This window comes from Methanococcoides sp. LMO-2, assembly GCF_038432375.1.
In the GTDB taxonomy this organism is placed as follows: Archaea; Halobacteriota; Methanosarcinia; order Methanosarcinales; family Methanosarcinaceae; genus Methanococcoides; species Methanococcoides cohabitans.
On the sequence record NZ_JBCAUS010000006.1, the window covers coordinates 377,494 to 397,701 of the forward strand.

Genomic DNA, 20,208 nt, shown 5'->3' on the forward strand with positions numbered 1-20,208 from the left:
ATTATGAACGTCAGAACAGCAGTTATCGCCGCGCTTCTCATAATCGCGATCGTTACCCCGGGATCGGCCCTGTTAGGTGAAAAGGAATATCCGAAATTCCTGGAAGAACCATGGGACCACTCTCCCATCACAGTTTATATTGATGAACAGAACATCCCTCCCCATTATAGCCCTACATACCCGGCCACCGTAGTCAATGCTATGGAGTACTGGGAGAACGGCGGGAACGGGAAACTGAGTTACACCCCTGTTTTTGAACTTGTCAACACTAACGATGCGGATATTTACATAATGTGGGTGGAGAACATGGAAGAGGTTACTGGTGCAGAGAAAGGCGTTGCCGGTTTTTGCAGACCCATGGTAGCAAACGGACGATATGTTCGCGCGGACATCGTAATGGAGGTAGGGGATTACAGGGGCTATTCCTGGCAGCAGTACGGTGATGCCAATATGGAACAGCTTGTCACCCATGAACTTGGACATGCTCTGGGACTTGGCCATAGCAATGATCCCCGGGACATAATGTACCCCACGTATGAACAGCGGGAGAACATCAACCCCCTTCTTGTAGAAACAACGTATCCGCTCATCATCATAGCTGTATTGATCGCCATCGGGATATCAGGATACCTGGGAGTAGGATGGTTACGCTACCACAAGAGAAGGCAAAAACTTGAGGACAAACTGCTGAAGAAATGAAAGATCCATCCAGAAGGACAAACTCGATATGCAGAGACCTCGATAATATGAGGATGAAGGGATGGAACTTAAGAGCTGGAGCCTTTGGGTAAAAGATGAACGAAAGAACGTTCTAAGAACATTATTTTAAATACTTTTGGAACATCCATGCGTTTTGGACGACTTTGTTCGTTAAGTTCATATATAGAACGCAGAATTATAACCACAGATTTATCCGTTAATAAAAAACTTGACGCTTTTTTACGAGTGACAGGAGGATCATAAATGAAACAGCAAGTAGAGGTTAAAGAACTTAAAGAAGGTAAGTACGTAGTTGTAGATGATGAGCCATGTGTGATCAAGAGCATTGCAAAATCAAAGCCAGGTAAGCACGGTTCCGCAAAGGCAAGGATCGAGGCAATCGGTATCTTCGATGGCCAGAAACGTTCCATCATCAGCTCAGTTTCTGCTAAGACATACGTACCTATTGTAGAGCGCAAATCCGCACAGGTATTATCCGTCTCAGGCGACATTGCCCAGCTCATGGACATGGAAGATTACTCCACACTTGAACTTAACATCCCTGAACAGTTCAAGGACAGGGTCGTCGAGGGTGCAGACATCACATACATCACCGCAATGGGCAAAATGAAGATCGACCTCAGATAAGCTCAAACGATATTATGTTCTACCGTCCTGGCATGGTGGATGCACTGGCAGATTATGAATCTGCCGGATACGTCCTATTTGGAGTACCCTTTGACCGTACATCCTCATTCCGTGCCGGGAGCAGATGGGCTCCGGATGCTATGCGGAGTGCCTCTGCAAACTTTGAAAGTTATAACGCTTTTTTTGATATTGACCTTGCCGAACTTCCCATACACGATGCAGGGAACTTCGAAGCGAGTGTCCTTGTTGACGATGTGCTCAGTGAACTATCCCTGGATGTCGACGGGATCACTGAGGACGGAAAGATCCCCATTATGATGGGAGGGGAGCACTCACTGACCCTTCCATGTGTCAAAGCCTGTGCAAAAAGGGCGCAAGGTAAGTTTGGAGTAGTGGTGTTGGATGCCCATTTTGACCTTCGCGACGAGTTTGAAGGTGTGAAGTATAACCATGCCTGCGTTTCAAGACACATACTTGACGAGGTCACCGATAACTATGTGACCATTGGTGTACGAAGCGGTCCGAAGGAAGAGTGGGATTTTGCAAAGGACAACGACATCTGTTATTACACACCGGAAGAGGTCACCAGTAAGGGAGCTGATACACTTATCGGGGAAATTAAGGAATACCTTGACTGTGACAGCATTTACCTTTCACTTGACATGGATGCTCTTGATCCGGCATATGCACCTGCACTGGGCACACCGGAACCATTCGGTCTCAGCTCTTTAGAGGTGCGGGATATTATCAGGGGACTTGCCCCAATGTCAGCAGGTTTCGACGTGATGGAGATTACGCCGGAATACGACAGTGGCCAGACCGCTATTCTTGGTGCAAAGTTTATCCGTGAGTTCATTGCTGCACACGCAGCTTCAATGGAATGATCTTTCCTCATGGTTAACTTTATACACACCTCCAACAATCATATCCTCAGAGACCATGACAGAGGAAATAATCGTAGTTTGCCCAATGTGTTCACCAAAGGAACCAGTGGGACATGATATTCTAAGACCAGGGCAGAACCCTGTTGTCCAGTGCCACGAATGTGGAGCAGTACACCCCACAACCATCGAAGAAAAAAAGCCCGTTAAGACCAAGGTTATCGTCAGCAAGGATGACGTTTCATTCACACTTCGTACAAACATTGACGCCGGCGAGATGATATATATCGACGATGAGCTCATCGTGGATGATGAGGAAGCAGATGAGGTATACCCGATCATTGTGACCTCACTTGAATCAGGCGGTCGCCGTGTTGAGAGGGAAGAGATAGAGAACGTTGATGTGATATGGGGACGTGCCACCGACGAAGTAACCGCAAAGATATCAATAAAGATCCGTAACGGATCCACATCTGTTGAAAAAAGGGTTTCCGGGGAATTCGAATTCATTGTAGGCGAGAAATACAATGCTGAAAGGAAGGATTTCCAGATCACAAAGATCAAGATAAGGGGGGGAGCATTCCAGTCCCGTAAAGGAGACAGGGTCCCCGCTAAATATATCAAACGCATATTCGCTACCGAAGTGCGTAAGAAAGGATGGGGAGAGGCTAAGACTTCATGGAGTGCGAAGAGAAACGGAAGATACTGATAAACTCACTTAAGTACAACGGGATATGCGACAAAGTCCTTGATGCGATGATGCGCGTCCCAAGACATATTTTTGTGCCTGATGATTATCAGGAAACGGCATACATGGACATGCCGCTTCCCATCGGACATAACCAGACCATATCCGCACCACACATGGTTGCGATCATGTGTGACCTGCTGGACATCTCCGATGGGATGAAGATACTGGAAGTTGGAAGCGGATCAGGGTACAATGCCGCGGTAATGGCAGAGCTTGTGGGAGAGAAAGGCCACATATATACTGTTGAGCGCATACCCGAACTGGCTCATTTTGCAGAAGAGAATCTCAAAAAAGCAGGATACAAGAATGTCACTGTCATTCAGGATGACGGTTCCTGCGGACTGGAGGAACATGAGCCTTACGAACGCATAAGTGTGACCTCTGCAGCCCCGGAGGTGCCACGACCACTTATTGACCAGCTGGCAACAGAAGGAATAATGGTAATTCCTGTTGGAAATGGTGAACAACAGCTTGTAGTTGTGAGAAAGGACAGCAAAGGCAATGTCAGCTACGAGGCATGGGGAGGAGTTATTTTTGTACCCCTCATTGGAAAGTACGGATATTGAGCATATTGTCCGGATAATATTCTTTTGAAAACTACTTCACCAAAATTAACTATTTTTGAACCTTAATTATATATACACTCGTCTTTTACTATATACAGATATATAGAATTGGTTTTGAGACAGGTGGTTTATATCGAAACTCGAAAAATACAGCAGACCGGCGGTTCCACGTACATCGTGTCCCTGCCTAAAAAGTGGGCCGAACGTGCCGGAATCACAACCGGTTCACAGGTAACGCTCCAACCACAGCAGGACGGGACCCTCAACATTGCAGCCGAAGGAGCTTCCCAGACCCAAAAAAAGAAGAACATAATTGATGTGAACGGTTGTGTTGGAGATGAACTTGTAAGACTCCTGATAGCAGCCTACATCTCGGGTTCCGACATGATCGAGCTACGGGCCAGCCGAATACAGGTTGACCAGAAGAAGATAATAAGAAGCCTCTGCCACAAGCTAATCGGTCCGGAAATAATCGAAGAGACCGCAAACTCCGTGCTGATCCAGGACCTGTTGAACCCCAGTGAGGTCTCGATCAAGAAAAGTGTAAGAAGGATGTTCCTTATCTCAAATTCAATGCTGAATGATGCAATGCAGGCACTGAAGGACCATGACCTTGACCTTGCACTTGACGTCATCGAACGTGATGACGAAGTGGACAGGCTTTACCTGCTTATTTCAAAACAGTTCAGGACGGTACTGCGGGGAAGCCGCCTTCCGGACACCTCCGAGACCACGATAGACGAGTACCATGACCTGCGGCTTTCTGCAAGTTCACTGGAACGTATCGCAGACCATGCGCTCAAGATAGCAAAGACCGCAGCATCTCTTGACATACCCATTCCGGAAGATACCATGAAACATATCGAAAGTTCCTGTACAGCCTCAAGTGCCATGGTAGAAGATGCCATCGATGCATTGTACAACCAGAACACTGATCTTGCCAATCAGGTGATTGCAAAGGTAGATGGTACGAAAACAAGGATCAATGAACTAAACGCATCACTTCTTGACCTTAGCTCCCCGGAAGCCATTGTTGCCCTGGGCACCGTGGCAGACAGTATCGACAGGATAGGAGAATACGGAGCAAATATTGCAGAATTTGCGATCAATCTTTCAATGGCGATGGTCCAGAGCAAATAATAATATAGAGAGTAGTAGAAGATTGCAGGACCTACTGGAATCCAGGCGATTATTTATAAGGTATAAGTAATATCAAAACATCATACATTTGATTCGAGTCACATTCTTATTCAGAGGGATTTAATGGGCGTAATACGATTATTTAGGAAAAATTTTTCAGACTTTTTCAAAAAGCTGTTCAACAAAAAGAATGCCAGGATAGGAATCTACGGGCCTCCTAATGCCGGAAAGACAACCCTTGCGAACAGGATATTAAGGGACTGGACCGGTGATGCAATGGGTTCTGTATCACACATTGCTCACGAGACACGCCGCGCAAGGCGCAGGGAAGGAGTGACAATAAAGTCCAACGGCGGCTCCATCAGCCTGGACATCATCGATACCCCGGGACTTGCAACCAAGATCGATTTCCATGAGTTCATGGAACTGGGCATGGATGAAGCGGAGTCAAAGAGGAGAGCAAAGGAAGCTACCGAAGGCGTAATTGAAGCTGTGAAATGGCTGGAGAACCTGGACGGAGTCATCCTTGTGATGGACGCTACAGAAGACCCATACACACAGGTCAATGTAACCGTCATAGGCAATATGGAAGCACGAAGCCTGCCATTACTGATCGTTGCCAATAAGGTAGACCTCCCCGAGTCAGCTCCATCCACAATAAGGGATGCATTCCCACAGCACCCAATGGTAGCAATATCCGCCCTGGAAGGAAAGAACATAGACACATTCTATGATGAGATAGCCAAGAGGTTTGGGTGATTGCGATGCAGGGTATTCAAATGGACCTTGTCTCAGAGGACAGGCTTGCAAAGATGCCTCCTGTTGAGAAGATCAGATTCATCATTGATGAAGTAAAAAGTGGCAAGATCCTTGTTCTTGAGAAAGGGCTTACTCCTGAGGAAGAAGCAACTCTTATCGAAATGACCATGACACAGATCCAGCCTGATGACTTTGCAGGCATTGAGATGGAAAGTTACCCTTCACAGACAGACGGCTCATTCCTCGGAAAACTGTTCAAGAAAACCCCGGTACGTACCCGTCTTACTGTAATTGGTCCTGCAAACAAGTTAAAGACGCTTAAAAAGGATCGAGACATGATCAGCGCACTTGTTTCAAATAAATAAGCGTGTGGTACATTAATGGAAAATCTTGAAGACAGGTCCAGATCCGGCACTACATTACACTCACTTTCATCCTGTGAGATCGGAAGTGACAATGTGGACGTGGTCTGCACTTATGGGAAGATCTCGGTCTGGTTTGGACGCCAGACCCCCGACCTGGTAGTAGGCCAGACCCTTATTGCAATTTCAAAAGTTGAAAAATCAGCTGTTTACGAGATCGAGCTAGTCTGTGATTTTGACTCGATCACCAATTATGAGAGCAATGGCTACGTACTGGTATCATATGCGAAAGCAGATAATGGATATCGTGCCATGTTCAATGTCCCATTCCATAACAACAAAGCATTGTTCCATCTGGCAGAGAACATTATCAAGGAACTAAAGACAGATGACGTCATCCTTGATATCTACTGGAACGGGGATGATTCTGATATATCCAAACTATCAGATGAATTCAGGAAGATAGAAGGGTGGGACATAAAAGAGGTTATATACAAAGAGTAAGGTAAGCGCTGATACTTGCCCTTGAAATGCAGGAGGAATACAATTTATGAAAGATATAATATCTTCAACAGAGTGCGAACATTTGATCTCATCCATTGAACTTATGGCACACCATCTTGACAGTGTTGCCAAGAGCCTTGACAAAGAAGACATCAGACAGATGATAACATACATTATGGAAGCTGACAGCATCTTTGTAATGGGTGCAGGTCGTTCCGGCCTTGTAGGAAAAGCATTTGCAATGCGCCTGATGCACCTTGGCCTGAGGTCATATGTGGTGGGAGAATCAACCACTCCTGCAGTCCGCAAAGGCGATGTGGTAGTTGCAATATCAGGATCAGGAGAAACAAGATCCATTTCAGACCTTGGCAGGATCACAAAAGAGATCGGTGCAACACTTATTACAGTAACATCAGATAGGGACTCAACCCTTGGCCATCTTTCCGATACCATCATGGAGATCAAGGGAAGAACAAAGAATGATATCGGAGGATATCTCGAGAGACATATGCGCGGTGAATACTCACACCTCACGCCACTGGGAACATCCTTTGAGATCTCATCACTTGTATTCCTGGATGCACTGGTAGCAGAACTTATCTCAATTACCGGAGCTTCAGAGGACGACCTGAAATCACGCCACGCCAAACTTGAGTAAAGAGGCCTTACCATGAGTGGCAAAGAGTTTGCACAAAGGGTCCGCGATGTGGACATATCAGGCATCAGGAAGATGTTCGAAGCCGCAGGTTCAGATGCCATCAACCTGGGTCTTGGACAACCTGATTTTGATACCCCTGCACACATAAGACAGGCGGCCATCGATGCCATCAATGAGGGCTTTACAGGATATACCTACGGTTCAGGTATCGCAGAGCTCAGGGAAGCATTGAGCAACAAGTTCAGGCAGGACAATAATTTTGAGGTCAGCCCGGACGGCATCATTGTCACATCCGGAGCATCCGAAGCACTCGAAATTGCACTCGCAGCACTTGTCAACCCGGGCGATGAAGTTATGATCTCAGACCCCGGATTCGTATCCTACAATGCACTGACCGGATTCATGGGAGGAAAAGTTGTCGGAGTCCCACTGGGCGAAGACCTGACCATGAGACCGGAGTACGTTCTCGAGAGGATCACACCAAAAACGAAGGCCATCATCGTAAACTCCCCATGCAACCCTACCGGAGGAGTACTTTCAAAGGCCGACATGAAGGCCTATGCAGACATTGCAGATGACCACAATGTAACTCTCATTTCTGACGAGGTCTATGAGTACTTCATCTATGAAGGAGAACACGTCAGCCCTGCTCAGTTCACTGACAATGTTATCACCATCAATGCAGTTTCAAAGACCTACTCCATGACCGGATGGCGTGTAGGTTATACTGCAGCCAACAAGGAATATACGGAGCAGATGCTCAAAGTTCACCAGTACGTGCAGGCATGTGCCAACTCAATTGCACAAAAGGCAGCGCTTGCGGCAATCACCGGACCACAGGATTCCGTATTTGAGATGCGGGATGAGTTCAAGAGGCGCCGGGACGTACTTGTAAAAGGTGTCAATGAACTTGGCATGGAATGTGAAGCACCAAAGGGTGCATTCTACATGTTCCCGAAGGTTGAGAACAGCGTGGAAGTTGCTACAAAACTGATATCCAACGGAGTAGTTGTCGTTCCGGGAACCGCCTTTGGACAGAACGGTGACGGTTACATAAGGATCTCTTATGCCACATCCATGGAGGATATCAACAGGGCACTTGAGATCATGAAAAATGTACTTTGATCAGTCAAAGATAGACTGATCTTCTTCTTTCTCTTTTTTGTTCTCGTCGATCATTTCGACAAGCTTGTCTACAATAGAATCAATGTTCTCACCGGTTGCCGTGGACATCCTGACATCTACGAACTCCGGCATCTCGAACCTTTCATGGTCTGCCTTGTTTGCCACGACATAGACCGGAAGGTCAAAGTTCTGGACAACTTCATCGAGCAGACGCTTCTGCTCTGCAATTTCATACCCACAGGTCTCACTTGCATCAAGGATAAAGAGCATAACAGCATCCAGATATTTTATTGCAGTTATTGCCTGCCTCTCCACATCATTGCGCTCGGACATCGGCCTGTCCAGAAGACCCGGAGTGTCAAGCACCTGATAACGATCATATCCCCTCATAAAGTGACCGATGAGGACACCTTTGGTGGTGAAAGGATAGGATGCAACTTCCGGTCTTGCACCGGTGACCATTGAAACGAAACTGGATTTCCCGACATTGGGGTAACCTGCCACGACAATGGTAGGTTCATCGCGCACATCAGGAAGTTTTCTTAAAAGATTGCGGGCATCGTTGAGGAAAACAAGATGTTTGCTTACAGTTGACATGACCGAAGCCATACGTCCGAATGCCTCTTTTCTTGTTGCAACGGGGTCCCTGCTCTTACGGATCTTTCCAACGTATTCCCTGGAGATCTCATGGAGCTTTTGGCTTGCCCAGTCGACCCCGCCAAGGGCCTGACGAAGATCATCAACACCAACAACTATGTCAGTAAGCTCATAATAGAAATCAGGAAGGTCATCAAAGTTCGGGAAACGCCTGACAATGTTGGAAAGGTTGTCTGACAGGATGTTACCCGAGGTCATGACCATTGATTCATGCGCCCTCATGGCACTGTCGTTGTCCCTTATAGTCTTGCCTGCTTTTGCACGCGTGGCTCTTCGAAATGCTTTGTCTATAAGCTCATCCGAGGTCGGGACAGTGTGGATCTTCTCAAATATCATAATATTTACCTTTATAATCAGGCTCAAACTCACATAAGCTATATATTTTTGTTCCTTGGGAGAGATTTTTCATTATCATCCGTTTGAAATCCTACAACATGTATATATACTTCTTTTGAGTTAATTTCATGAGAAGAAAACGGTGATCTCATGGAACTTACACCTATTCAAAAAGAGATAATTATCGAATTGATCAACCTTCAGCGTCAGAAGGATTCAGCAGTAAAAGGCGAAGAGATCGCTGAGCTTATAGACAGGAACCCGGGTACCGTAAGGAACCAGATGCAATCCCTGAAAATGCTGGGCCTCGTAGAAGGTGTGCCAGGTCCGAAAGGCGGATACAGAGCCACAGGTGCAGCTTATGAAGCACTGAGTGTTACGAGCATGGAAAAGGAAGCTGAAGTTCCATTATACAGAAATGAGGACGTTGTCAAAGGAGCTACTGTTGCAGAGATCAGTTTTACAACGGTCAGACATCCCGAAATGTGCAATGGCAGACTGAAGGTCCTTGGAAATATCAAGGAATTCACAGGAGGAGACCTTGTACAGGTAGGACCCACACCGGTAAACCGCCTGATAGTAAGAGGAGAAGTGGTCGGACGTGACGACACTGAGAACCTGTTACTTTTCAAGATAACCGAAATGGTATCCCTGCCAAAGAAATCCATTAAGCATTACATAAAGAAAGACACTGTTTCTGTTGATGCAAATGCAACCATTCAGGAAGCTGCACGCATATTTATCACAAACAAGATCCATGGTGCCCCTGTAGAGGAACATGGAAGGATCGTGGGAATAGCAACTTTCATGGATATCGGAGAAACCCTTGCAAGTGGCAAGATCAACCTGAAAGTAAAGGACATCATGACAAAGAACGTCATCACCATTGACGGCAATGCATCCCTTAGCGATGCTGTGAAAATGTTCGATGATCACAACATCGGCAGGCTTATCGTCACAGTGGAAGGCGTTCCAACCGGAATGATATCAAAAACAGATGTATTGCATGAACTGGTCATATACTGATATGACCTTAATGCCTTCTTTTTTTCATTTCTTCTGAGATATCCTCAAGGCTTACCCCTGTTGCCGCCAACATTACAAGAAGGTGGAACAGAAGGTCTGAGGTCTCGTAGATGATCTCTTCTTTATCATTGTCCTTGACAGCAAGAATGGTTTCCGTAGCTTCCTCACCGACCTTTTCAAGTATCTTATTGATACCTTTTCTGTGGTCAAGAAGAGAACAAACGTATGAGCCCTCTACAGGGTTGTTCTTGCGATCAATTATAACATCGAACACTTCGTTCAGGACAGACATATCTGCATCGGTCATTGGGAAAACTCCATTGTGAAATATACTTTAATTGTGAGTGTGCTCATGAAATATTTCACAAGCCATGAGATTAGGATTACTTAGCTATTGTACTACTCCTTTAAAAAGGATTTCAATTACCCGATGCCTATTTATAGCAAATTCTTCAAATAAATATTGTAGCAGTAAATTCTGCAGGTATCGAGCGTCAAATACTGAATATTTTGGAGATAAAAGGGAGGAATGGAATTGATAGCAGAAAACATGCAGGTCAAAGACGTTATGACAAGGGGAGTAGTAACAGTACCAATGGAATCAAATGCTGTTGAAATAGCAAAGGCAATGGCTGACAACAGTGTTTCTGCCATAGTGGCCATAGAGGATAACGGTGAGACCTTTGGCGTCATATCTGATGTGGATATCCTGCGCAAGATGAAGGACAAGAACTGGGAAATAGCTTCCGTTGAAGACATTATGTCCGATTCAGTCGAAACGATCAACCCCTCGGCTACCGTTCATGATGCTGCAGAACTGATGGCGGCAAAAAAAGTACACAGACTTATCGTTATGTCGGAAGAAACCGTAGGTGCTTCCTATAGGCCTATAGGAATTCTCAGTGCAAGGGATATAATAAAACAGCTGTTCCAGAAATAACGGACCAGCTTCTTTTTTTGAAGAAAATAATGCCGTTAGGAATTAGAAGTAATGTGACGTTGGCTTGTAATCCTACAAAATATGACGGAATCTTTGTTGGTTTATAATCCAACGTCCTGATTTAGTAATCAATATTCAAATATATCTGTTTTGGTCACCGCATAAAAAAAAGAGAACTGAGAGAGACTCTCAGATCTTTCTTGGATCAGTGATCTCACCTGTAAGTGCAGATGCTGCAGCGGTTGCAGGTGAACTGAGATATACGAATGATTCCGGACTGCCTTCACGTCCCTTGAAGTTACGGTTTGATGTGGCAAGACCTACCTCTCCATCACCGAGCAGACCGAAGGATCCACCCATACATGGACCACAGCATGGTGACTCTACAATTGCACCTGCCTCCATGAACTGCTCCACATATCCTGCACGAAGTACCTTCATATATTCTGTCCTTGATGCAGGAATGATAAGCAGGCGGACACCCTTTGCAACCGGTTCATCGCCCATCATTTCGGCAACGATCTTAATATCCTCGAAACGTCCGTTGGTACAGGAACCGACGAAGACCTGGTCGACCTTTGTCCCCTCAACTTCGGATACAGGCTTCACGTTGTCAACATTGTGAGGACATGCGACCTGTGGCTCAAGATCAGATACATCGTAGTCATGGAACTCTGCATACTCAGCATCCTCATCGGACTTCCAGTATGTATCCAGCTTATAGTCAGGAATACGCTCCTGGAGGTATGCCTCTGTGGTCTTGTCAGGCTCAATGATACCTGCCTTCCCACCCATCTCGATAGCCATGTTGGAAATTGTCATACGTTCAGAGATAGGAAGTCCCTCGATGGTGGAACCTGCATACTCAGCTGCCATGTACCTGGCACCCTCTGCTCCGACATCACCGATCATGTGCAGGATGAGATCTTTGGAATAGACATGTTTTGGAAGCTTGCCATTGGCCTCGAACCTGATTGTCTCAGGAACCTTGAACCAGAGCTTTCCTGATGCGAAGACAGCTGCCATGTCAGTTGATCCGACACCTGTGGAGAAAGCACCAAGGGAACCGTATGCACATGTGTGGGAGTCAGAACCCACGATAAGGTCACCTGGACGAACGTGTCCCATCTCAGGCATGACCTGGTGGCAGACACCTTCATAAACGTCGTAGTTCAGTATGTCCTGCTCCTTTGCAAACTGCCTGAGCTTGATATGGTTTGCAGATGCATTGAGGGAATCTGCAGGAACCTGATGGTCAAAAACGATCACGATCTTGCTTGGGTCCCAGACCTTTTTCTCTTCCTTGTCACGCATGATATCGTAGAAACCGTCTATTGCAAGTGGTCCGGTGATATCGTGGGTCATTGCACGATCGATGTTCGCAAGTACAAACTCTCCTGCTTTTACCGTTTTTCCTGAAGCTTTGGAGAAGATCTTCTCTGAGATCGTCATTGGATGATCATTACTATTGGCCATGGTAATCACTGCAATTAAGGCATACCTTATAAATAAAACAATCGATGAACATGCTCACTTATATAATTTAAGTGAAAAGATGGACATTCCAGTACAATCATGCACAACAAAGGTGAGAACCCCATCTGTAAGACCCTTCCTTAAAGCATCCACCGAATCAGGAGAATATCCCGTTTCCTCGAAGTTCTCATAGATAAGTATCGTATCTTTTATCTCCGTGACATACCTGTCAACAAGGTCCCTTGCAAGAACAAGCGAATCCTCAAAAGAGATCTCATCGCCAAGACCCTCGCATTCGGAGGTCTGCAATTTACCATTCCCGATATAGAAAGGATATGTCCTGCAGATCATTGACCTGCGGGCATAGATACCACAGCGGTTGCTGCCGTCCTCCCTGATAAAGAAACAATCACCGCTACCTTTCTTTTTGAGCATCCATCCAAAAGTGTGCAGCCTTCCTTCCGGATCGATGTCGAACTCATGGAGATGTTCAAGAACAGAGGCTGAAGAATGCATATCCATTTCATCCGGGACCATTGGAACTGCAGCGTCTTCCGGACATGCAGGACAACTTTTCAGCAATTCCAGATCTGCAGATGTCAGGAAAACACGATTATCTCCGCCGGACCTTTTACAACAGTTTCCACACATCCTGCATGAAAACCCGACCTCACGTATCTGCGAGGCGATATCTTCAATAGAAATAGAACCGGCAGCTTCAAGTTCTTCCTGAAGGTCCCTGATAAGGGACTGCCGGTATTCTGAAAAATGGTCTGTCATAGAGTTTCTTTCATACTGTATTAGTAAACTTATTCGACCGTCTCGTCAACACCTATTGCATTGAGGAACTTCTTGACAACTGCTTCGTTAACAAGCCTGAGAAGCGTCTGACGGTCCTTTATGTCACTGAACACACCAAGCGGGATCTGGGCCCCTGCAGCATTGGAATGACCACCTGCGGCCTCATCTCCGAATGCTCTCTTAAGCACTTCACCGAGATTGACCCTGATGTCATTGCTTCTGCCTGAAAGGAAGATCCTGTCCTCGGAAACTCCGAACACAATGGATGTTGAAACACCTTCGAGGTTGAGCAGATAATCGGCTGCCTGAGGAAGTGTATCACGGTCACGGACCACACCGACATTGGTCAGCAGGTAGCTGCCTATGACCTGACGGTTGATGATAGCCTCACCGAGGATGTCAAGTGTCTCGATGGACATGGAAGGTCTCTCGAGCTGGTCAAGGATCTCATGGTCAGCCAGAGGATAAAGGAATGCTGCAGCTGAAAGATCTGCGGAGTCAGTATTTCTCCTGAAATCAAGGGTATCTGTCCTGATACCATAAAGCAGAGCCGTTGCCAGTTCACTCTCGATCTCGATATTAAGCTCCTGTAGGTACTTGGTAAGTATTGTGGCAGATGCTCCGACGTTCGGACGGATATCTACAAAATCAGCATCAATCTCAGCCTCTCCCAGAGGATGATGATCGAGAACAATACCCAGATGTGTACCGGGAGAAAGCATATTATTAGCAGCTGGTACAGCACAGTCCACCATTGCGATATCATCGAACTCAGAGATATCGTGCTCTTCCATCCTGTTAAGATCAATACCAAGGAGGTTTACGAATGCCTTGTTCTCCTGATGGCCTATCTCGCCATGGTACAGGATCGATGACCTTACATCAAAAGAATCCGCGATCTTCTGCAGTGCAAGAGCACTGGCAATTGCATCCGGATCCGGGTTGTCATGCACCACAATAGCAAGGTCCTTGCCGGAAATTCCTTTGAACCATTGGGAAAGCTTGTTCCCGCGACGCAGGGACTCGGCACGTCCGAGGGACCTTGCCACCGATCTTGCAACAAGCCTTGAAGGCATAACAACAAGATCCGCACCAAGCCCGTCCATCTCCTGCAGACTTATGGCATCAGATGCCCTTGCAACACAATAAACATCATCCAGCTCCAGCTGTGAGATGTTCCCAAGGGCCTTTTTATTAGCTTCATTATCAGAACTCAGGACAAGTATGCCGGTAAGTTCTTTCAGGTTTATGTGCTGGAATATCTCTGGATCTGAGATATCGCCTTCAAAGGCCTCATATGCCTCTTCACGCAGCGTTTCTACCTTTTGTTTATCCCTGTCAACGATTATCAGGTCCTTGTCAAGCTCACGAAGCTCCTTTGCAACCGCAAAGCCAATACTTCCACTTCCAAGTATCATATAGGTTGGGTTCAACCATTTCCTGACCTGAGGATCCGTTTCTTTTAAAGCGGGTATTACAATACCTCCTGATAAGCTATAATTCTTTATCCAGTATTAAGGTTCTTTCGGTGAGACAAAAGGCGATTAAAGATCAAGATCAAAATGCCAGCCATAGCATCCAACAGCAACATACAACATTATTGATACATCTAAATATAATGCAAACAAATGGATAACTGAGGGAACATGAAGTCGATAACATCTTCGCGAATGCTGGCGATCGATGCGAACTGCGAATACCTGGGTCTCAAAGGACTGCAACTGATGGAGAACGCAGGAGCTGCCATTGCACGTGAAGTAAAGGAACGTATCGGAACCGGCAAAGCGATCTTCATTGCAGGACGGGGAAACAACGGAGGAGATGCCTTCGTTGCTGCAAGACACCTCTCATCAGATCCGGATATAAAGGTATACATCGCACTTGTGGGTCAGGCATCCCGGATAAGGACCGATGATGCAAAACACAACTTCGACCTCCTTGGACATTGTACCATAGAAGGACTGATCGAGGTCACCGATGCATCGCAACTTAAGGATAAAGAATGGATCGACGACTCCGACATTATCATAGATGCCCTGCTTGGGACCGGGATCAGTGGAAAACTGAGGGAACCCGAATCCACGATCATAGACCTGATAAATGGTTCAGGCAAGCCTGTAATTGCTGTTGATGTACCATCCGGGTTCGATCCCGACGGCGGGGATATTGACAAAGCGGTGAAAGCGGATATTACCCTCACTTTTCACGAGATGAAGACCGGGCTTACCACTCCACTTGCCGCCAAATATACTTCCGAAGTAAAGGTCGTGAACATCGGCGTGTGTTCAAATGCTGAAAAGTATGTTGGCTCCGGCGACCTGAAGGTACTTCAAAGACGATTCGCGGACAGCCATAAAGGACAGTCAGGAAGGATACTGATCATAGGCGGAGGACCGTACTCGGGTGCACCGGCACTGGCGGCCATGGCAGCATTACGCACCGGTGCGGACATTGTCACAGTCGCTGCCCCTGTCAGTGTTGCAGGGACGATCGCAGCATATTCACCTAACATAATAGTAAGACCGCTTTCATCGGATGCCCTCTGCGAAGAGGACATGGAGACGATCACCGAACTTATTGGATCACATGATGTGGTTGTGATCGGAATGGGACTTGGAAGGGATGAAAGAACCAAGAAAGCAGTGTCATAGATGATACCCCTCTGTAAGAAAGTGGTAGTGGATGCCGACGGACTCTACGGCATAGAACTGCCTATCCCTGAAGGAACAGAGATGATAATAACACCACATTCCAGAGAGTTCAGAGCACTTGGAGGAGAAAGTGCCGATGATGTGAAGGCGTTTGCCAGCAGTAATCACCTGACCGTACTCCTAAAGGGAAAAGAAGATACCATCAGCAATGGGGAAAGGGTTGCTATCAATGTCACAGGTAATCCCGGCATGACGGTTGGAGGTACCGGGGATGTACTTGCAGGGATCACAGGAGCACTTTTTGCAATAGCCTCGCCAGTGGAGGCGGCATGTTGTGCAGCATTCATCAATGGTGCAGCAGGGGACCTGGCCTTTGAGGACAGGGGTTACGGGCTTCTTGCAACCGATGTTATAGACCGGATCACAGATGTGATGAAATAAAGGGAGTGGTTAAAATGGATACAAGCAGAAATATAGTAGTAGATATTGAAAGGAACAGGGTACGCATAGTTGTCAGCCATGGCGAGGATGAAGAGATCGTGAAGCTCTCCATTGCCGAGGCCAGAGACCTTCTGTCAAAGGTCGCAGACACTGTCGAGGACTACGAGCAGAGAAAACAGGTGCGTATCGACTAAGCGGAGAGAATTATCAGATGCAGGAATTCAGTCACATAAAGGATGACCGTGCGTACATGGTCGATATCAGTAACAAGGATATTGTGAGCAGGCGTGCTACAGCTTCCGGAAGTATAAGCCTTACAGGACCCACCATCGAAAGTATCAGAGGCGGGAACGTCAAAAAGGGAAATGTCCTTGCAACTGCAAGGACCGCTGCCATATTAGCGGTCAAAAGGGTACCTGAGATGATACCCATGTGCCACCAGATACCGATCACTTCGGTGGATGTGGAGTTCGAAGTAGGGGATACTGACGTGACTGCCAGTGTAGAGGTCAGGTCTGTGGGAAAGACAGGGGTTGAGATGGAGGCCCTTACAGGAGTTTCCGTGGCACTGCTTACGATATGGGACATGGTTAAATCCGCCGAGAAGGATGACACTGGAAATTATCCTTCCACTGCTATCAAAGATATTCATGTTGTAAAGAAAGTTAAGGAACAACTGACAAACCAATGACTTTTAATGGTTCAATGTAATAGAGAGGAATTATTGTTCATAACAGTTGATCACTAATAAAAATTACATTGGAGAGGTAATTCTTTGAAAATCATAGCAGGACCTGCATCACAATTGCTCGCTTCACGTGTTGCAAGAGAACTAGATATGGAGCCATCCCTTTGCGAGTTCAACCGATTCCCCGATGGAGAGGTTTACACAAGAGTAATTGAAGACATAACCGATGATGTTACCATCATCCAGAGCACACCAACTGACTCAGACCTTGTTTCACTTTTACAGCTGATAGACGCATGTGAGGATGCACCCACCATCACCGTGGTCATACCTTACATGGGCTACGCAAGACAGGACAAGATCTTCAAATCCGGAGAGGCCATCAGTGCACGCGCCATTGCCCGCACTATCAAAGCGGACAGGGTCATCACCATCAATATTCATGAGAAGAGCATCCTTGAGCACTTCAGTGCAGATTCCTTCGACCTTGATGCATCCCATCTTCTGGGTAACTACATCAGGTCACTCAACCTGGATAACCCGCTGATCATATCCCCTGACGCCGGAGCCATCGCACTTGCAGAGAGTGCCTCTGCAGATGTTGGTATCGAGTACGACTATCTCGAGAAGACAAGGCTTTCCGGGGACACTGTCACCATCAAGACAAAGAACATCGATGTGACCGGCAGGGAGATCATACTCATTGACGACATGATCGCAACCGGTGGTACCATGGCAGAGTCCATCAAACTGTTACGCAGCCAGGGTGCAAAGGACGTCTACATCGCATGCGTTCACCCGGTACTCACCAAGAACGGTGTCCTGAGGCTTTACAATGCAGGTGTCCATGAGGTCATTGCCACCGACACACTGGAGAAAGCACAGAGTCATATCAGTGTCGCACCTCTTATTGCAGATTTCCTGAAAAAGCTTTAAAAAGAAAACAACCCGGAGTGGTTTAACATGGTTTTACCCGAAAGATGCCCACTGGACAATGGATTACAATGCAAGGGAAAGGAATGCCACCTCTTCCATGTTGATTGGAGGACAGGAGAGGAGAACTGTACCATAGGATACCGTTCAACTCACAAGCAAGGCAACATGTCAGATGTAGTGTTCGACAACTATGCCGAAGAGACCCGTATGCGCCTTGGGTACAAGCCAGCACCAACCCCGGTTTCAGCTCCGGAAAAGATCGTTGAAAGGGAAGACAGGCAGCCAGACATCATTGCCAAAAGCGAGCCTGTAAGACCAGAACCAGTCATCCAAAAGGAAGAACCCATTATCCTCAAACCTGAGATCCAGGAAGAAATCGTGATGGATACCGAAAATACAACGGTGATCCACTCACATGAAGCTACTGTGGCAGAACAGGAAACAGAGGTTATAACAGAGGATAGATCCGACATCTCTGAGGAAAAGGATAATGCAGCTAAGAACAAGCTTGACAAAATGATGAGCCTTGACGACCTGCCTGAGGATTATGAGAAGGAGTTCTGGAACTGAAAGTTCCGGAAGTCTTCGAACGATTTCAGACATGTTCATCGGAAATTCTTACAAACTCTTCTTTTTTTGACTATTTTACAATATTTTTCAGTTAACGCCCATCTTATATAATAGGAATACATTTTCTAAGGCAGATGCAAAACGAACTTGTCAGTGAGATCTACGAGACACTTCTCGGAAAGATCGGGCACCTGCAGTGGTGGCCCGCTGACACCCCTTTTGAGGTAGTAGTCGGCACAATACTGACACAACAGACAAAGTGGACAAATGTTGAGAAGGCTATAGAAGCTCTCAAAATGTCCGATCTGATAGAGCCTGATAAACTGGCAGATGCAGATGTGGAGCATATCGAAGAGCTTGTCAGATGCTGTGGATTCTACCGCCAGAAAGCAAGGCGTCTTAAGGATATTGCAGGATTCTTTGCCACAAAAGGAATGGACAACATTTTCAGTTTACCTACAGAAGAATTGAGGAAACTTATGCTCTCCCTCAAAGGTGTAGGAAATGAAACTGCAGACAGTATTGTCCTCTATGCGGCAGATAAGCCAAAGTTCGTGATCGATGCTTACACAACACGCATCATGAAATGCATCGAAATTGAAGGCAACTACATGCAACTTCAAAGTATTTTCGAAGCAGGACTTCCTTCAGACGTACCACTCTACAAGGAATATCATGCTTTGATAGTCGAGTATGCAAAGAATTACTGTGGAAAGAAACAATGTGAGGATTGTGCCCTCATGTACAGGTTCAGGAACAAAGAGGTGAATAATGGATAAAAATACCTACCTCCGGATATATGAAAGTGTGAACGATCCGGAGAACATCGAGGACCTGGCGATAAAGTTCAACGAACCCGCAGGAGTAATTGCTGCAATACTCAACCAGAAGATAGTCTCGAAGGTCAAGAGGAAGATGCATAGCCTCCAGAGCAAGAGCAGGAATTACCTCTACCTCTGGAACAAAGGCGTGAGCATCGTTGTACTGGCAAAGAACAATGAGGTTCCGGCCACGCTCATGGCATCGGTCATCATCAAGGAGCTTGGATACTCCAAAAAATACGTCCTGAAACATCTCGATTCACTGGAAGACAGGCGGCTTGCAAGAGAGATCACAGAAGCCATTAACGAAGATCATTTCTTTTCACCTGAAGCCCACAGGACACAGTCCGTCAGGGGCCAGATGGGAGAGGAGATCATTGAGAAATGGCTTGTCTATAAGGAGCTTGAGTTCAGCACCGAAGAGGATCTCAGGGACATGGGAATGCAGAAGACCCCGGATTTCCTGCTGGACAAGCCGATATACGTTGATGATGTTGAGATCCTCTGGATAGAGAGCAAGGCAATGTTCGGGGATGAAAAAGAACATGCACATTACCTGAAAAAACAGTTCCAGTACTACCAGAGGGACTATGGTACAGGAATGGTCATCTACTGGTACGGCCACATTGACGGGCTGGCCATGGAAGGCAACGTAATAAGGGACCACAATTTCTACAGGGGTTCCACCCGTGAGATCAATACAGAAATTGAAAAACTTTTGAACCTGAGCCTTTAAAGCTCAGATCACTGCCAATAAATTCATTGTTAACAA

Annotated in this window: 24 protein-coding genes and 2 pseudogenes; 21 read left to right on the forward strand and 5 right to left on the reverse strand. The window is 46.4% G+C overall.

The window, feature by feature from the left end:
- Window positions 1–3 precede the first annotated feature (3 nt).
- The 11 genes from WOA13_RS09480 (at window position 4) to WOA13_RS09530 (ending at window position 8,093) form a co-directional block, all read left to right on the forward strand.
- Window positions 4–699, forward strand: coding sequence for a matrixin family metalloprotease (locus tag WOA13_RS09480; RefSeq protein WP_342127654.1), 696 nt, complete (start codon window positions 4–6; stop codon window positions 697–699).
- A 264-nt stretch (window positions 700–963) separates the two neighbouring features.
- Window positions 964–1,347: a translation initiation factor IF-5A gene (locus WOA13_RS09485; protein WP_342127655.1), complete on the forward strand. Its 384-nt coding sequence runs from the start codon at window positions 964–966 to the stop codon at window positions 1,345–1,347.
- A gap of 14 nt (window positions 1,348–1,361) precedes the next feature.
- Entirely contained in the window at window positions 1,362–2,231 is an 870-nt protein-coding gene (speB, locus tag WOA13_RS09490; RefSeq protein WP_342127656.1) for an agmatinase, read from the forward strand.
- 55 nt (window positions 2,232–2,286) lie between these two features.
- Complete coding sequence (locus tag WOA13_RS09495; RefSeq protein ID WP_342127657.1) at window positions 2,287–2,937, forward strand: HVO_0476 family zinc finger protein; 651 nt, start codon at window positions 2,287–2,289, stop codon at window positions 2,935–2,937.
- Window positions 2,907–3,545, forward strand: a complete 639-nt coding sequence (locus tag WOA13_RS09500; RefSeq protein WP_342127658.1) for a protein-L-isoaspartate O-methyltransferase — start codon at window positions 2,907–2,909, stop codon at window positions 3,543–3,545. Before WOA13_RS09495 ends, WOA13_RS09500 begins: the two co-directional genes overlap by 31 nt.
- Before the next feature lie 123 nt (window positions 3,546–3,668).
- Window positions 3,669–4,685, forward strand: a complete 1,017-nt coding sequence (locus WOA13_RS09505) for a phosphate uptake regulator PhoU (RefSeq protein WP_342127659.1) — start codon at window positions 3,669–3,671, stop codon at window positions 4,683–4,685.
- 123 nt (window positions 4,686–4,808) lie between these two features.
- Entirely contained in the window at window positions 4,809–5,444 is a 636-nt protein-coding gene (locus WOA13_RS09510) for an Era-like GTP-binding protein (RefSeq protein ID WP_342127660.1), read from the forward strand.
- 5 nt (window positions 5,445–5,449) lie between these two features.
- The gene (locus tag WOA13_RS09515) at window positions 5,450–5,809 is read left to right on the forward strand and encodes a DUF2073 domain-containing protein (RefSeq protein ID WP_342127661.1); all 360 of its coding nucleotides are present in this window, start codon (window positions 5,450–5,452) and stop codon (window positions 5,807–5,809) included.
- Window positions 5,810–5,824: 15 nt separating this feature from the next.
- A complete protein-coding gene (locus WOA13_RS09520) occupies window positions 5,825–6,310 on the forward strand; it encodes a hypothetical protein (RefSeq protein ID WP_342127662.1) in 486 nt (161 codons plus the stop codon).
- A gap of 46 nt (window positions 6,311–6,356) precedes the next feature.
- A complete protein-coding gene (hxlB, locus tag WOA13_RS09525; protein ID WP_342127663.1) occupies window positions 6,357–6,968 on the forward strand; it encodes a 6-phospho-3-hexuloisomerase in 612 nt (203 codons plus the stop codon).
- A 12-nt stretch (window positions 6,969–6,980) separates the two neighbouring features.
- Window positions 6,981–8,093 carry a pyridoxal phosphate-dependent aminotransferase gene (locus WOA13_RS09530; protein WP_342127664.1) on the forward strand — a complete coding sequence of 371 codons (1,113 nt, stop codon included), beginning with the start codon at window positions 6,981–6,983 and terminating at the stop codon, window positions 8,091–8,093.
- On the opposite strand, the gene WOA13_RS09535 is transcribed toward WOA13_RS09530, so the two are convergent.
- Window positions 8,094–9,086 (reverse strand): NOG1 family protein, encoded by a 993-nt coding sequence (locus WOA13_RS09535; RefSeq protein WP_342127665.1) that lies wholly within the window; start codon window positions 9,084–9,086, stop codon window positions 8,094–8,096.
- Window positions 9,087–9,236: 150 nt separating this feature from the next.
- On the opposite strand from WOA13_RS09535, the gene WOA13_RS09540 reads away from it, so the two are divergent.
- Window positions 9,237–10,112 (forward strand): CBS domain-containing protein, encoded by an 876-nt coding sequence (locus WOA13_RS09540; protein ID WP_342127667.1) that lies wholly within the window; start codon window positions 9,237–9,239, stop codon window positions 10,110–10,112.
- A 7-nt stretch (window positions 10,113–10,119) separates the two neighbouring features.
- Here the strand turns inward: WOA13_RS09540 and hisE are convergent, their stop codons facing one another.
- Window positions 10,120–10,419 carry a phosphoribosyl-ATP diphosphatase gene (hisE, locus tag WOA13_RS09545; protein ID WP_342127668.1) on the reverse strand — a complete coding sequence of 100 codons (300 nt, stop codon included), beginning with the start codon at window positions 10,417–10,419 and terminating at the stop codon, window positions 10,120–10,122.
- A gap of 222 nt (window positions 10,420–10,641) precedes the next feature.
- Here hisE and WOA13_RS09550 point away from each other — a divergent pair, with 222 nt between their 5' ends.
- Window positions 10,642–11,052 carry a CBS domain-containing protein gene (locus WOA13_RS09550; RefSeq protein ID WP_048206266.1) on the forward strand — a complete coding sequence of 137 codons (411 nt, stop codon included), beginning with the start codon at window positions 10,642–10,644 and terminating at the stop codon, window positions 11,050–11,052.
- Window positions 11,053–11,241: 189 nt separating this feature from the next.
- Here the strand turns inward: WOA13_RS09550 and WOA13_RS09555 are convergent, their stop codons facing one another.
- The 3 genes from WOA13_RS09555 to WOA13_RS09565 are packed head-to-tail and all read right to left on the reverse strand — an operon-like array spanning window position 11,242 to window position 14,747.
- Window positions 11,242–12,528, reverse strand: coding sequence for a 3-isopropylmalate dehydratase large subunit (locus tag WOA13_RS09555; protein WP_342127669.1), 1,287 nt, complete (start codon window positions 12,526–12,528; stop codon window positions 11,242–11,244).
- 54 nt (window positions 12,529–12,582) lie between these two features.
- On the reverse strand, window positions 12,583–13,308 hold the full coding sequence (locus tag WOA13_RS09560; protein ID WP_342127670.1) for a YkgJ family cysteine cluster protein: 726 nt from the start codon (window positions 13,306–13,308) through the stop codon (window positions 12,583–12,585).
- Between the two features lie 29 nt (window positions 13,309–13,337).
- Window positions 13,338–14,747: a DHH family phosphoesterase gene (locus WOA13_RS09565; RefSeq protein ID WP_342127754.1), complete on the reverse strand. Its 1,410-nt coding sequence runs from the start codon at window positions 14,745–14,747 to the stop codon at window positions 13,338–13,340.
- Between the two features lie 228 nt (window positions 14,748–14,975).
- On the opposite strand from WOA13_RS09565, the pseudogene WOA13_RS09570 reads away from it, so the two are divergent.
- The 8 genes and pseudogenes from WOA13_RS09570 to WOA13_RS09605 form a co-directional block, all read left to right on the forward strand.
- Window positions 14,976–15,599 (forward strand): annotated as a pseudogene (locus WOA13_RS09570) (NAD(P)H-hydrate epimerase); the annotation flags it as partial.
- A gap of 9 nt (window positions 15,600–15,608) precedes the next feature.
- Window positions 15,609–16,421, forward strand: a pseudogene (locus WOA13_RS09575) (NAD(P)H-hydrate dehydratase).
- A gap of 14 nt (window positions 16,422–16,435) precedes the next feature.
- Window positions 16,436–16,615, forward strand: coding sequence for a hypothetical protein (locus tag WOA13_RS09580; RefSeq protein WP_342127671.1), 180 nt, complete (start codon window positions 16,436–16,438; stop codon window positions 16,613–16,615).
- A gap of 17 nt (window positions 16,616–16,632) precedes the next feature.
- Complete coding sequence (moaC, locus tag WOA13_RS09585) at window positions 16,633–17,112, forward strand: cyclic pyranopterin monophosphate synthase MoaC (RefSeq protein ID WP_048204405.1); 480 nt, start codon at window positions 16,633–16,635, stop codon at window positions 17,110–17,112.
- An 84-nt stretch (window positions 17,113–17,196) separates the two neighbouring features.
- On the forward strand, window positions 17,197–18,045 hold the full coding sequence (locus WOA13_RS09590) for a ribose-phosphate diphosphokinase (protein WP_048204404.1): 849 nt from the start codon (window positions 17,197–17,199) through the stop codon (window positions 18,043–18,045).
- A 27-nt stretch (window positions 18,046–18,072) separates the two neighbouring features.
- Entirely contained in the window at window positions 18,073–18,615 is a 543-nt protein-coding gene (locus WOA13_RS09595) for a hypothetical protein (protein WP_342127672.1), read from the forward strand.
- A gap of 134 nt (window positions 18,616–18,749) precedes the next feature.
- On the forward strand, window positions 18,750–19,394 hold the full coding sequence (locus tag WOA13_RS09600; protein ID WP_342127673.1) for an endonuclease III domain-containing protein: 645 nt from the start codon (window positions 18,750–18,752) through the stop codon (window positions 19,392–19,394).
- On the forward strand, window positions 19,387–20,172 hold the full coding sequence (locus WOA13_RS09605; RefSeq protein ID WP_342127674.1) for a C15orf41 family protein: 786 nt from the start codon (window positions 19,387–19,389) through the stop codon (window positions 20,170–20,172). Before WOA13_RS09600 ends, WOA13_RS09605 begins: the two co-directional genes overlap by 8 nt.
- The last annotated feature ends 36 nt before the right edge of the window (window positions 20,173–20,208 follow it).